At 69.5% G+C, this 12,585-nt stretch carries 8 protein-coding genes; 2 read left to right on the forward strand and 6 right to left on the reverse strand.

What is annotated here, in order from left to right:
* Positions 1-94: 94 nt before the first annotated feature.
* The 5 genes from KIK09_RS47145 to KIK09_RS47165 all read right to left on the reverse strand — a co-directional run bounded on the left by KIK09_RS47145 (position 95) and on the right by KIK09_RS47165 (position 8,519).
* On the reverse strand, positions 95-1,798 hold the full coding sequence (locus KIK09_RS47145; RefSeq protein ID WP_214326098.1) for a carbohydrate-binding protein: 1,704 nt from the start codon (positions 1,796-1,798) through the stop codon (positions 95-97).
* The gene (locus KIK09_RS47150; protein WP_214326099.1) at positions 1,795-3,357 is read right to left on the reverse strand and encodes a chitinase; all 1,563 of its coding nucleotides are present in this window, start codon (positions 3,355-3,357) and stop codon (positions 1,795-1,797) included. The genes KIK09_RS47145 and KIK09_RS47150 overlap by 4 nt, the downstream gene beginning before the upstream one ends.
* A 105-nt stretch (positions 3,358-3,462) precedes the next feature.
* The gene (locus KIK09_RS47155) at positions 3,463-5,607 is read right to left on the reverse strand and encodes a glycosyl hydrolase family 18 protein (RefSeq protein ID WP_250574937.1); all 2,145 of its coding nucleotides are present in this window, start codon (positions 5,605-5,607) and stop codon (positions 3,463-3,465) included.
* A 348-nt stretch (positions 5,608-5,955) separates the two neighbouring features.
* The gene (locus KIK09_RS47160; protein WP_214326101.1) at positions 5,956-7,770 is read right to left on the reverse strand and encodes a M14 family metallopeptidase; all 1,815 of its coding nucleotides are present in this window, start codon (positions 7,768-7,770) and stop codon (positions 5,956-5,958) included.
* Between the two features lie 77 nt (positions 7,771-7,847).
* Positions 7,848-8,519 (reverse strand): nitroreductase family protein, encoded by a 672-nt coding sequence (locus KIK09_RS47165; protein ID WP_214326102.1) that lies wholly within the window; start codon positions 8,517-8,519, stop codon positions 7,848-7,850.
* A gap of 92 nt (positions 8,520-8,611) precedes the next feature.
* Between KIK09_RS47165 and KIK09_RS47170 the strand changes: the two genes are divergently transcribed.
* Together KIK09_RS47170 and KIK09_RS47175 are read left to right on the forward strand one after the other, a co-directional pair.
* A complete protein-coding gene (locus KIK09_RS47170) occupies positions 8,612-9,091 on the forward strand; it encodes an Lrp/AsnC family transcriptional regulator (protein ID WP_214326103.1) in 480 nt (159 codons plus the stop codon).
* Between the two features lie 506 nt (positions 9,092-9,597).
* Complete coding sequence (locus KIK09_RS47175; protein WP_214326104.1) at positions 9,598-11,994, forward strand: helix-turn-helix transcriptional regulator; 2,397 nt, start codon at positions 9,598-9,600, stop codon at positions 11,992-11,994.
* Here the strand turns inward: KIK09_RS47175 and leuE are convergent.
* Positions 11,932-12,579 (reverse strand): leucine efflux protein LeuE, encoded by a 648-nt coding sequence (leuE, locus tag KIK09_RS47180; protein WP_214326105.1) that lies wholly within the window; start codon positions 12,577-12,579, stop codon positions 11,932-11,934. The two genes, KIK09_RS47175 and leuE, sit on opposite strands and share 63 nt — an antisense overlap.
* Between the last annotated feature and the right edge of the window lie 6 nt (positions 12,580-12,585).

The following is a 12,585-nucleotide window of genomic DNA, read 5'->3' on the forward strand; positions in this document are numbered from 1 at the left end:
CTGAAGCTGGTGCGGGTCCCGGAAGGCCGGGGTGGGACAGGGGTACGGCTTGCGCCCGTGGGGTCGGGGGCGCAAGCCGTACCCGCGTGGGCCGCTAGAAGCCGGCGGTGATCTTGGTGAACTCCCAGTCGGCCTGGGCGATGCCGCTGCAGGCCTCCTGGACGCCGCCGCCGGGGCAGGGGCGGTCACGGTTGGTCGACCAGAACGCCAGGCGCGTCAGGCCCTTGGAGTTGGCCCAGTCGCGGATCTGGGTCCAGGTCGACTGGTTGGTGACCTCCTGCTGGTCCGACAGGCCGTTCATGCCGGAGATGCCCATGTGCGCGTACGCCTGGGCGTCGGTCCAGCCGAAGGCGTTCTTCAGCGCGGTCTTCAGGCCCTCGGCCGCGTTGACCGTGTTCTGGTACATGTTCGAGCCGCCGCCGAAGTCGAACGGCATGATCGTGTAGTTGTCGATCGGCACGCCGAGCGCCTTGGACTGGTTGATCAGGCGGGTGCCGTAGTAGTTCGGGCCCGAGGTGGTCGTGCCGATGGTGACGACCGCCTTCACGTTCGGGTTGTTCTGCTTGACGATCTTGATGCCGCCGAGGATCCGGTCCTGGACGGTCTCGTTCTCCATCTCGTCGGTGTTCTCGATGTCGAAGTCCACGACCGCGGGGCCGAGCGCGCTGATCACCTGCTGCACGGCGCCGGCGAAGGCCGAGGCGGAGGAGCAGTTCGGGCCGAGCTTGTTGCCCTGCCAGCCGCCGAAGGAGATCTGGACGCTGCCGCCCTTGGCCTTGATCGCGTTGATGGCCTGCTGGTCGGCGCCGCCGGTCAGCGGGCGCTGGCCGTCCCATGCCGGGTTGCAGCCGCCGCTGGACAGCATGAACGCCATCGTGAACGACTTGACGCCGGTCGCGTCCATCACCGTGCCGGGCGCGGGCGGGTTGCCCCAGCCCATGTAGAGGTACGGCGCGCCGGGCAGCTTGGTGCCGCCGCCGGTGCAGCCGGTGGTGGTGGCCGACACGTCACGCCCGGCCGACTCGCCGACCGAGTTGTAGGCCTTGACCGTGTAGGTGTGGTTCTCGCAGACCCCGAGCCCGGAGATCGTGGCGCTGGTCCCGGTGACCGTGGCCTTGACGGTACCGCCCTCGTAGACGCGGTAACCGGTCACCGTGCCGCTCGAGGCCCCCCACGACAGGGAGATCGAGGTGTTCGTCGAGGTGGCGGTGGCCGCGCCCGGCTGGCCGGGGGCGCCGCTGTTGCCCGAGGTGGAGGCCGTGAGCGGCGAGCTCGGGTCGGAGACGTTGCCCGCGGCGTCGCGGGCGTTGACCGTGTAGGTGTAGCTGGTCGAGGCGGTCAGCCCGGTGTCGGTGTAGGAGGTGCCGGTGACCGTCGTGACCTTGGTGCCGCCGCGGTACACGTCGTAGCCGGTCACGCCCACGTTGTCGGTGGAGGCGTTCCAGGCCAGCGAGATGCTGGAGGACGTGGTGCCCGTGGAGCGCAGGTTGCCCGGCACGCTGGGCTTCTGGGTGTCGCCTCCGCCGGTGACGGGCTTCCACAGCGCCGGTACGGCGGGCGGCGTCCAGTCCGGCTGGGAGGTGTGGGCCTGGATGCACTCGTAGTCGGCGCCGTTGTAGGTGACCCGGTCACCGACCCTGTAGGCGGTCCACGGCGCCCAGGCCGCGTAGGCGGCGACCTGGGCGGTCACAACCCGGGCCGGGGCGGAGGCCTGGGCGGTCGCGGCCGCGCTCGCCAGGCCGGTGGCGCCGAGGGCGACGACGGTCAGTAAATACAGGGCTTTGTAGCGAAATTTCATGGCATTCCCTGGAGGTGGGGTTTGACGGTTTTCGAGAAGTTCCAGCCGTTGCTGGCGTCCCAGTTGATGGACCAGGTCATGGCTCCCCTGATGTCGGGGTAGGTGCGCGGCGGGACGAAGGAGCCGCAGCCCGTGCGCTGCGCCAGGCAGTCGAGCGCCTGGTTGACCAGGGCGGGCGACACCACGCCTCCGCCGGCCGCGCCGGGTCCCGCGGGGAGGCCGAGGGCCACCTGGTCGGGACGCAGGCCGTTCTCGAGCTGGATGCAGGCCAGCGCGGTCATGAAGTTGACCGTGCCCTGCCCGTAGGCCTGCGCCTGGTCGCAGCCAAGCATGGCGCCGGAGTTGTAGTACTGCGTGTGGACGACGGTGAGGATGTCCTTGATGTTCAGCGCGAGCTTGAAGTACTCGGTCCCGGTCGACTGCATGTCGATGGTCTGCGGCGCCATCGTGATGATCAACCCGGAGCCCGCCTTGGCCCGCAGCGACCGCAGCGCCTGAGCCATCGCGGTGGCGTTGAGACCGTTCTCCAGGTCGATGTCCACGCCGTCGAAGCCGTAGCTCTGCATGAGGGCGTAGAGCGAGTCGGCGAACGCGGTGGCCGCCGCCGAACTGGAGACCTGGATGTTGCCCTTCTCGCCGCCGACCGACAGGATCACCTTCTTGCCGCGCTGGTGCAGCGCCGCCACGTCGGCCTTGAACTGGGCGTCGGTGTAGCCGCCGAGCGCGCTCGACAGGCCGGGGTCCAGGGCGAAGCCGACCTGGCCCGGCGTGCTGGTCGACTCGCCGAAGGCGACGGCGATCAGGTCGTACTCGCTCGGCACCGCCGACAGCTTGAGCGGGGTCGCCGGGTTCACGAAGTTCTGCCAGTAGCCGGTCAGGAAGTGGCGGGGCAGCGGGCCGCTGGTGCATCCCGCCGTGGTCGCGGTGGTGGAGGTGCCCGCCGACTCGCCCACGTCGTTGTAGGCCTTGACCGTGTAGGTGTGGGTCTCGCAGGCGCCGAGCCCGGAGATCGTGGCGCTCGTCCCCGCCACGGTGGCCTTCACGGCGGTGCCCTCGTAGACGCGGTAACCGGTTACCGTGCCGCTGGCCGTACCCCAGGACAGGGAGATCGACGAGGTGGTGGAGGTGGCGCTGACGGCGCCGGGGGCGCCGGGGACGCCGGGCTGCGAGGGGCCGCCGCCGCAGGGGGCGCCGTTGAGCGTGCAGTTGGTGATGCCGGGGAAGTTGCCCGGGCTGCCGTTGAAGCCGAACGACGCCGAGGCGCCGGGGGCCAGCGGGCCCGCCCAGGACGGCGGGGTGAAGGTGTAGTGCTGGCCGCTGCGCGACAGCTGGGCGTCCCACGCCGACGGGATGGAGAAGCCGGCGGGGACGTCGAACTGGACGTTCCAGCTCAGCGGGGTCGAGCCGCCGTTGGCGATGGTGACCTTGCCCTCGAAGCCGGAGCCCCAGTCGGAGGTCTTGGTGAAGGTGGCGGTGGGCGATCCGGCCGCCACGGCGGGAGAGGCGAACAGCGCGATGAGGGTGAGCGCGAGGGCCCACGACAATGCGCGTAACTTCACGGTGGTTCCTTCACGGAGTGGCGTGCCGTACGGCTTGCGCCGGGGGGTGAGAACGCAAGCCGTACGGCACGGCCCGCGGAGGCGGCGCGGGCCGGTCGGGGGGTGTCAGCGCAGGCCCGAGTCCAGCGCCGTGGTGAGGACGCCGGGGTCGCCGGACATCTCCCAGATCATGGCGCCGAGCAGGCCCTTGGCCTTGATGTAGGCGGTCTTCTTGCCGATGGACCAGGGGTCGTCGAAGGACCACCACTGGCCGCCGTTGCCGGTGAAGCAGTACGTGGCGATCGACTGCTCGTCGTGGCGGATCGTGCAGTTCGGGACGCTGGCCAGCAGGTTGCTGTAGCCGCGGGTGCCCGCCTCCTCCTGGAACTGGCCCGGGGCCGCGCCGTGCGCGTCCTGCCACTCGCCGAACTTGCCGCCGTCCGTGACCTGCTGCCAGCCGCGGCCGTAGTAGGCCAGGCCGATGGTCAGCTTGCGCGGGTTCACGCCGGCGTCCAGGTACTTCTGGACGGCCTTGTCGACGGAGAAGTCCGGGTTGTACGGGCTGTCGGTGTCCAGGTAGAGGTTGCCCTGGTGACCGGTGCGGTTGGGCTCCCAGGAGTTGTCGCTGCCCGCGCCGTGGAAGTCGTAGCCCTGGGCGTTGGCGAAGTCCAGAGAGTTGAAGATCTTCGACAGGTCCCAGCCGGCGTCGATCTTGACGGGGTCGGCGGGGGTGAACGCGGTCAGCAGGTAGTGCTTGCCCGTCGTCGCGCCGAGCGCGTCGAGCTGGGTGCGGAACTCCTGCAGCAGCAGCGTCAGGTTGGCCTTGTCGTTCGGGCTCACGTGGTTGCCCGGGTGCCCCTCGGCGCCCGGCCACTCCCAGTCGACGTCGATGCCGTCGAAGACGCCTGCCGCCGCGCCCGGGCCGCCCCGGCCCGAGTAGGCGGGCAGGTCACCCTTGATGTACATGTCGAGGCACGACTTGACGAAGGCCTTGCGCCTGGCGTCGGTGGAGGCCAGGTCGGAGAAGTACTTGGAGTAGGTCCAGCCGCCGATCGAGATCAGCGTCTTCAGGTTCGGGTACTTCGCCTTGAGCTTCTTGAGCTGGCCGAAGTTGCCCGCCAGCTTGGCGTCCCACGCGTCGGCCTGGCCGTCGACGGACTCGCCCGCCGAGAAGCCCTTGCCGTAGTCGGCCCACGCGTCACCGGCGCCGTCGCCCTGGTTGGGGTCCTGCGGGTTCGGGCTGGTGGCCTTGTCCACGCCGTTCATGCAGGTGAGTGAGCTGGCGTTGACGTTGCTGAAGGCGTAGTTGACGTGGGTGAGCTTGGCGGCCGCCCCGGTCGTGTCGAGGTTCTTCACCAGGTAGCCGCGGCCGTAGATGCCCCACTGGACGAAATATCCGACCTTGTTGTACGTGCCGCCGCCGGTGTCCGGCTTGGTGGAGGCGGTGACGGGGGCGCTCTTGGCGGACTCGTTGTTGGAGGGGTCGACCGCGGTGACCGTGTAGGTGTGGCTCGTGTTCGGGCTCAGCCCGGTGACCTGCGTGGAGGTCGTGGTGCTCGACTTGACCAGCGTCGCGCCCTCGTAGACCCGGTACTCCTTGATCGAGCCGCTGTTGTCGGTCGAGGCGTCCCAGGCCAGGTCGATCGTGATCGTGGACTGGGCGGGCGAGCGCAGGTTGCCGGGGACGGTGGGCTTGGTGGTGTCGCCGCCGGTGTTGGTGGTCGTCGCGGTGACCGGGGCGCTCTTGTCGGACTCGTTGTTCGACGGGTCGACCGCGGTGACCGTGTAGGTGTGGCTCGTGTTCGGGCTCAGCCCGGTGACCTGGGTGGAGGTGGTCGTGCTCGTCTTGACCAGCGTCGTGCCCTCGTAGACCCGGTACTCCTTGATCGAGCCGCTGTTGTCGGTCGAGGCGTTCCAGGCCAGGTCGATCGTGGTGTTGCCCTGGGCGGGCGATCTGAGGTTGGCGGGGACGCTCGGCTTGGTCGTGTCACCGGGGGTTCCGGTGGCCGGCTTCCACAGGGCGGGGACGTTCGGGGGCTCCCAGCCGGGCTGGGAGGTGTGTCCCTGGATGCATTCGTACTCGGTGCCGTTGTAGGTGACGTGCGCGCCGGTGGCGTACGCGGTCCACGGCTGCCAGGCGGCTACCGCCGCGAGTGTCCGCGCGACCTCGGTTCCCCTGGGAGTGGCCGCGTGCGCCGAGCCGGGGACGAGGAGGGCGAGGAGGAGGCTTGCCAGAGCAGTCAGGGTGAGTAAGGGACGGCTGCGCCGCATGATCGCTCCCATGGCTGGGGAACTCAGGGGGGTGTCCACGACCGGTAACTCGCGTCGCGGTGAGAGTCATCCGTTTTCGCAGCTAGCAACCGGCATATCCGGAGGTGATCGAGCCATCACTGTCCCGATTCATGATTTCTTTTAAGAAAGTTTCCTAACAGTTGCCGCGATCGTAGCCTTGACAGGGATGCCTTACAAGACCCAATTCGACCCCGTGTCGAAACCCAGCGTGCCGGGGTACGGTCGCTCCGTAACGGCGATCGGGGCGGCTTGCCGTACGTGTCGTGGCCGAGAAGCACGCCGCCCCGTCGCGCGTGGGGCGTGCGGCGGGGCGGGGTGGAGCGGGGTCTACTGCTGCTGGGTGATCTTGACGTCGTCGACCCCGGCTTCGACCAGGGAGGCCGAGGCCGCGTCGGCGGCGTCGATGAGGATGCGGACCGTCTGGCCCGCGTAGGAGGTGAGGTTGGCGGTGGCCACGGCCCAGGCGCCGTTGCGGTTGGAGGCCGCGCCGGCCTGCTGGAACACCGTGGTCGTGGTGTTGCCGACGACCCTGACCCTGAAGTAGTCCGCGCTGGTGGCGTTGGAGCCGTGCGCGAGGTACCACGACAGCGACAGTGTCAGCGTGCCCGTGCTCGGCAGCGTGATCGGCGGCGACTGGATCGAGGTGACGCCGCCGTCGATGTCGTTGTCACCGGCGGACGCGCCGGCCAGGCGTGCCGTCACCAGGTCGTTGGTGCCGCTGACCGTGGTGCCGAGCTGCTTGGCGCCGGAGGAGTTCGTCGCCTGGGGGACGCCGCGCTCCCACTGGCCCGTGGTGGCCGTGTCGGTGCTCGACGGGTTGGTGGTCCAGCCGGTGTTCGTCTCGAAGTTGTCGGAGTAGACGGTCGTGGGCGGGGTGCCGGTGCCGCAGTACTGGGACTCCTTACCGATGATGCGGTAGACGCAGTCGGAGTACTCAAGGAAGCGGAGCACCGCCTCCTTGTTCCGCGTCGTCTGCGGGACGATCTGCTCGTCCGGCGGGTAGAAGCCGGGGTTGGCGCCGGTCGGGTACATCTCGAAGGTGAAGCTGAAGATCTTGTAGACGCCCCAGAGCCAGTCGTCGATGGTGCCGTCGGTGATGTACAGGTCGCTGGCCTGCTCAGGGGTGTAGCCGTTGGTCGAGGCCATGTTCTGGCCGAGCGCGGCGAACGCGTCGTGGTCGTCCTGGGTCAGGCCAGGACCGGTGTCGTCGAAGGTGTAGCCGTACGGCCACAGGACGAGCTCGCTGTAGGTGTGCCAGTCGATGTTCGTCTTGATCTGCTGGACACCGTTCACGACGCGGCTGCGCACGAAGTCCGCGGTGGCCTTGACCTCGGGCGCCGACTCGGCGGCGGTCCCGCGGTAGGTCTCGCTGGAGGTCGAGCCGGAGGAACCGCCGCAGCAGCCCCAGTTGTAGGCCCAGTTGCGGTTCAGGTCGGTGCCGTTCGGGGGCTGGCGGTTCTTGCGCCACGACCGGTAGCTGCCCGTCGCGATGTCGTACTCGCCGCCGTCCGGGTTAAGGTCCGGCAGAATCCAGATTTCTCGGCTGTTGACCAGGTTCGTGATGCGAGCGTCGGAGCCGTAGTTGTCGGCGAGCAGGTGCATGATGTACAGCGCCATCTCGACCGTGAGGTGCTCACGGGCGTGCTGGTGAGCGGTGAAGAGCACCTCGGGCTCGTTCTCGTCGGTGCCGACGTTGTCACTGATCTTGATGCCGATCAGCTGCCTGCCCTCGTAGGACGTGCCGTAGGTGAACTTGCTGGCGATGGTCGGATGCGCGGCCACCAGCGCGTTCACGTCCGCGGTCATCTCCGCGTAGTTGTGGTATCCCGAGTCCGCCGGCGGGAAGTCAAAGGGTGTCGCGGCGGCGGACGGGGATAACGGGCGCGGCACCTCCGCGACCCGGAAGCCGAGCCTCTTGATCGCGGCGGCCTCGGCTTCCGTGGCGGTGACCAGGACCGAGTCCTTGGTCACCTCTTCGATGGCGGCTCCGGTGGCGGCCACGGCGCTGCGCTGCCGCGCGTCCGCGGGGCCCTGGACCCGATACTGCTTGTTGGCGGGTGGTTCCGCGGCGGCCGCGGGGTTGATGCCGGTCAGGCAGAACAACCCCAGAACGGCTACCAGCACGGCTAATCGGCGTCTCACTGTGCCCTCCTCGTGGGTGCTTGACACGTGCCTGCACCGAGGGTGAAGAACAAACGCCAACCGAAAAAGGCCCAACTTTACGGCCGGCTCACCAGGGCCCGGTCCAGGGGTTTGCGGGTCAGGTCCGGCACCTCCGCGTCGGGCGCCGCGTAGCCGACGGGGAAGAGGATGTAGGGCCGCTCGCTGGGCGGGCGCTCGCAGATGTCGCTGAGGAAGGCCATCGGGTTGGGCGTGTGGGTGAGCGTGGACAGGCCCATCGTGTGCAGCGCCGTGATGAACAGGCCGCAGGCGATGCCGACGCTCTCGTTGACGTAGTAGTGCTTGACCCGGGTGCCGTCGGGGCGCGTGCCGTACTTCTGCGCGAAGCACACCACCAGCCACGGGACCGTCTCCAGGTAGGACTTGTCGGATCCGGTCTCCAAGGGGGCCAGCGCCTGGCGCCATTCCTGCGGCAGGCGGCCGCCCTCGTAGTTCTGCCGTTCCTCCACCTCGGCGGCCTCCCTGATGCGGCGCTTGGTGGCGGGGTCGCCGACCAGCACGAACGTCCACGGCTGCTGGTGCGCGCCCGACGGCGCGGTGTTGGCGGCCAGCACGGCCAGTTCCACGCACTCGCGCGGGACCGGCTCGTCGGAGAAGAAGCGGACGCTGCGGCGGCGGTCGACGAGCTCGTAGAACTCGCGGCCGCGCTTGACCATCTCGTCCTCGGGGTAGCGCTCGGGCCGGTAAGCGACGAACGGGTACTTGTGCATGCCCGCCAGTGTTCTGCGCTGCTGTCCAGCCTGACAACACACGACGGTTTATACTGTCATTTTTACAGCTATAGCCGTCTTTAGGTGTCGATATGCCAGCACGTCGTCATGGGCTCGACGAGCTCGACCTGAGCATCCTCCGCCTGGTGCGCGAGCGGCCCCGCGCCGGGCTGCTGGAGCTGGCGCGCCTGCTGAACGTCGCCCGCGGCACCGTCCAGGCCCGCCTCGACCGCCTGGTGGCCGACGGCGTGATCACCGACTTCGGCCCCAGCCTCTCCCCCGCCGCGCTCGGCCACCCGGTGCAGGCGTTCACCACGCTGGAGGTCGAGCAGGCCGGCCGTACGGAGATCTCCCGCGCGCTCGCGGCGATCCCCGAGCTCCTCGAGGCCTACATCGTGACGGGCCCCGGAGACGTGTGGTGCCGCGTCGCGGGGCGCGACCACGAACACATCCAGCAGGTCATCGACCACATGCTGGCCATCCCCGGAGTACGGCGCAGCACCACGGTCATCACCCTGTCGTCGGTGGTCCCCTACCGCGTCGAGCCTCTCGCCGCCGCAGCGCGGGCGTGAATCGCCGAATCTCAAGACCTATGTGGCTGATGTTGCCTTTGACCGCATTTGTGGGATCAAGCGGCTACCCTTAGGCAGGACCGCTCCTGCCGGAGCCGATCGCAGCATGGCGGGTCCCCCGGGGGGCTGCCATCCGGCAGGAAGCAGGTTAGGCGAATGCCCGATTCGGCAGACGGCGACGAGCCGTGCGAAAGGTCGGAGTCCGACGCCCAGAGGAAACGACGGGCGCGCAGTCGCCTCCGCCGCGTCTTGAGACGGGCGACCAAGCTCAGCACTGTCGCGCTCGTGGCGATCAGGCTCTTCGAGGTCGTCCGCGACGGCTGGCACGGGCTCTAACCAGGAGCCCGCGGGCCAGCCACGCGGCGACGCAGTAAGGCGAGGTGGAGACTCGTGACAGTTTTCCCCTGGGCGGGTCTTCACCTCGTTCTGCTCTCCCCACAGATTAGTCGCTCGGGCTGAACACGGTCCGCTATCTCTACATAGATAGAAGGCTCCGGTCGGTGTCCATGACGATTCGCCTGACAGCGGCGACCCTCGACATCCTGCACGCCCTCGCCGGTGCGAGCGGCGGGGAGGTCTACGGCCTGGAGATCGCGCAGACCACCCGGCGCCCGACGGGCACGGTGTACCCCGTCCTGTCCCGCCTGGAGAGACACGGCTGGGTCAGCAGCGCATGGGACATCTCCGACCAGGACCAGCGAGGGCCGAGACGGCGCTACTACCGGCTGACCTCGCAGGGCCAGCACCATCTGCGCGCCCTCATGGAACACCGCGCCAGAAGCGAGCGCGAGGGACGCAGGAACCCGGTCCACGCCCCGATCGCGGGACCGCACGTCATCCACGAGTTCGTGCGCGAACTCCGGCTCCTCAGGCTGAAGGCCGGCGAACCGTCGCTGCGCAGCCTCGGCGCGACGACGTTCTACAGTCCCGCCGCGCTGTCGGAGGCCTTCGCGGGCCGTTCGCTGCCCTCCGTTCCGCTGCTCAGGGCGATCGCGATCGCCTGCTCCGCCGACCCGGAGGAGTGGTCGGTGAGACGTGGCCTGGCCGAGCAGAGCCTGCGCGAGGGCGTCAGGATCCCCTTCGACTTCGGCGACTTCTGCCCGCTCGGCATGCGCTGGGTGACCGAGGCGCTCGACGGGGACCCGGACGAGGATCTGATCCAGGACGTCATGCTGGCGGCGTACGAGCGGTGGGAGACCCTGCGATCCAGCAGTGACATCAGGGCCTCGATCGTCCGCCTCACCAGGTCGCGCGTCTCGGAGGCGGCCAGGGAGAGGCGCGAGCTCCCCGTCGCCGAAGCGGGGCCCGATAACGCGGCCGACCCTGAGGAGATCGCCGAGCGCCGGCTGACCACGATCGAGATCCTCAGGAAGATGGGACCCGCCAACGCCCGGATGGTGATCCTCAGGAGCGAGGGCTACACCGTCGAGGAGATCGCGGCGCTGCTCGGCACGACCAGCCCCGCGGTGAACGCGAGGTTCGCCCGGTTACGCGCGGTGGCCAGAACCTGGGAGGGCGCGGAACGCGACCTGGTCGCGTATCTCGCGCAGCTCAGGGCCTCGGTCGGGAACCCGTCGATCCGCTGGCTGGCGACCCGGATGAAGGTCAGCCACACCACCGTGCACCGCCTGGTCTCCGGCGCCGAGCGGGGGCGCCAGCTGCAGCGGCTCATCGAGGCGCTCGGTGGCTCGCTGCGGGAGGCCGAACGGTGGACGGATCACGTCACCCGCCGCCCTCGCGCCGACACCGACGACGTGTACGACCTGTGGGCGCGCTCGGAGAAGCTGGAGAAGGCGGGACGGGCCGTCGAGGCCGCCGAGCTCTGGCGCCCGGCGGCCGAGGCCGGCGACGTCAACGCCATGTGGGTACTGGCCGACAAGCTGGACAGCGCCCGGCGTCCCGAGGAAGCCGAGTCGTGGCTCGCGGCCGCGGCGGAGCAGGGAGACCTGGCGGCGGCCAAGCGACTGGCGACGCGGCTGGAGGAGATGGGCAGGCCGGAGGACGCCTACCAGGTCCTGCACGCGGCGGCCGTGCGGGGCGAGCCCTCCGCGAGGAGCGAGGCGTCCCGGCTGCTCCAGAAGCTGGGCCGCCCCCAGGAGGCGTACGCGTTGTGGCGCGAGGCGGCGCGGGAAGGAGACCCGCATGCCATGCGCCAGCTCAGCGCCCTCCTGCTGCGGACCGGCCAGGGCGGCGCGGCGTGCGAGGTCTGGCGGCGCGCCGCCTCCGCCGGGGACGTGCTCGCCATGAGGGAACTGGCCAGGACCCTGGACGAGATCGGCGAGCAGGCCGAGGCCGAGACGTGGCTGCGCAGGGTCGCCGCGCTGCACGACGTGGAGGGCACCATCGAGCTCTCGGCGACGCTGGAACGGCGGGGCGCCGTCGCGGAGGCGGAGCTGTGGCTGGTCCAGATGGTGGAGGGCGGTGATTCCAGAGCCCTCCCCGCGCTGTCCGGCCTTCTGGAACGCAAGGGCGAGCCGCACAAGGCGGGCAGGCTGTGGGAACCGCTCGCCGAGTCCGGCAACCGCCACGCGATGTGGAGCCTGGCGGGACTCTACGATCGGGCGGGCCTGACGGAGCAGGCCGCCATGTGGCGGCGCCGGGCCTCGGCCAACAGCGATCTCCCCGTGAGCGTGGGCCCGAGGGCTTCGGTCGACCAGCTCGGTGAGGCCCTGCTGCGCCGGCAGGTCGCGGCGGGCAACCTCGCCGCGCCCTTGGCCCTGGCCGACCTCCTGTCCGCCTCGGGGCGGACGGGAGAGGCCGTCGTCGTACTCCGGCAGGCGACCGAGCACGGGAACGTGCTGGCCGCCTCCGCCCTCGCCGCCCACGTGGACCGGCGCCCCTCAGGACAGGGAACTGGTGGCCAGTTTGGCGCCGAAGCCCAGGAAGAGGGCGCCGACTCCTGAGGTGAGCCCGGCCGAGAGCTTCCTGCGGGCGCGGAACTGGCCGGCGAGGAACGTGCCGCCGAAGATGAGCGTCGTGAGGTACAGAACGCTGAAGACCTGGATGATGGCGCCGAGGATCAGGAACGACAGGGCGGGAGTGCTGTAGCCCGGGTCGACGAACTGCACGAAGAAGGAGAGGAAGAACAGGATCGCCTTCGGGTTGAGCAGGCTGATCGTGAGCGCCTTGCGGAACGGGCGGGCCTTCGGCACCTCGACGGGCTCGGCCTGCAGCGTCTCGGGATGACGCCAGGAGCGCCAGGCCGAGCGGATCATCTGGAAGCCGATGTAGGCGAGGTAACCCGCGCCCGCGTACTTCACGATCGTGAACAGGATGGGGCTCGACTTGAGCAGCGAGGCGGCGCCCGCGGCCGTGAGCAGCATGAGGACCGTGTCGCCGAGGAAGACCCCGGCGGCCGCCGTGTAGCCCTGGCGGACGCCGCGCTGTGCGGACAGGCTCAGCACGTACAGCGAGTTCGGTCCCGGCAGCAGGATGATCAGGAACGCGCCGACGACATATTTCCAGATGTCGATGATGCCGAAGAACATGGATCC

Source organism: Nonomuraea sediminis, assembly GCF_018531495.1.
Lineage (GTDB): Bacteria > Actinomycetota > Actinomycetes > Streptosporangiales > Streptosporangiaceae > Nonomuraea > Nonomuraea sediminis.

Excerpts from the sequence above, each read along its gene's own strand:
- KIK09_RS47145 (WP_214326098.1), bottom strand. The coding sequence starts at position 1,798 with ATGAAATTTCGCTACAAAGCCCTGTATTTACTGACCGTCGTCGCCCTC.
- KIK09_RS47155 (WP_250574937.1), bottom strand. The coding sequence starts at position 5,607 with ATGCGGCGCAGCCGTCCCTTACTCACCCTGACTGCTCTGGCAAGCCTC.
- KIK09_RS47165 (WP_214326102.1), bottom strand. The coding sequence starts at position 8,519 with ATGCACAAGTACCCGTTCGTCGCTTACCGGCCCGAGCGCTACCCCGAG.
- KIK09_RS47170 (WP_214326103.1), top strand. The coding sequence starts at position 8,612 with ATGCCAGCACGTCGTCATGGGCTCGACGAGCTCGACCTGAGCATCCTC.
- KIK09_RS47175 (WP_214326104.1), top strand. The coding sequence starts at position 9,598 with ATGACGATTCGCCTGACAGCGGCGACCCTCGACATCCTGCACGCCCTC.
- leuE (WP_214326105.1), bottom strand. The coding sequence starts at position 12,579 with ATGTTCTTCGGCATCATCGACATCTGGAAATATGTCGTCGGCGCGTTC.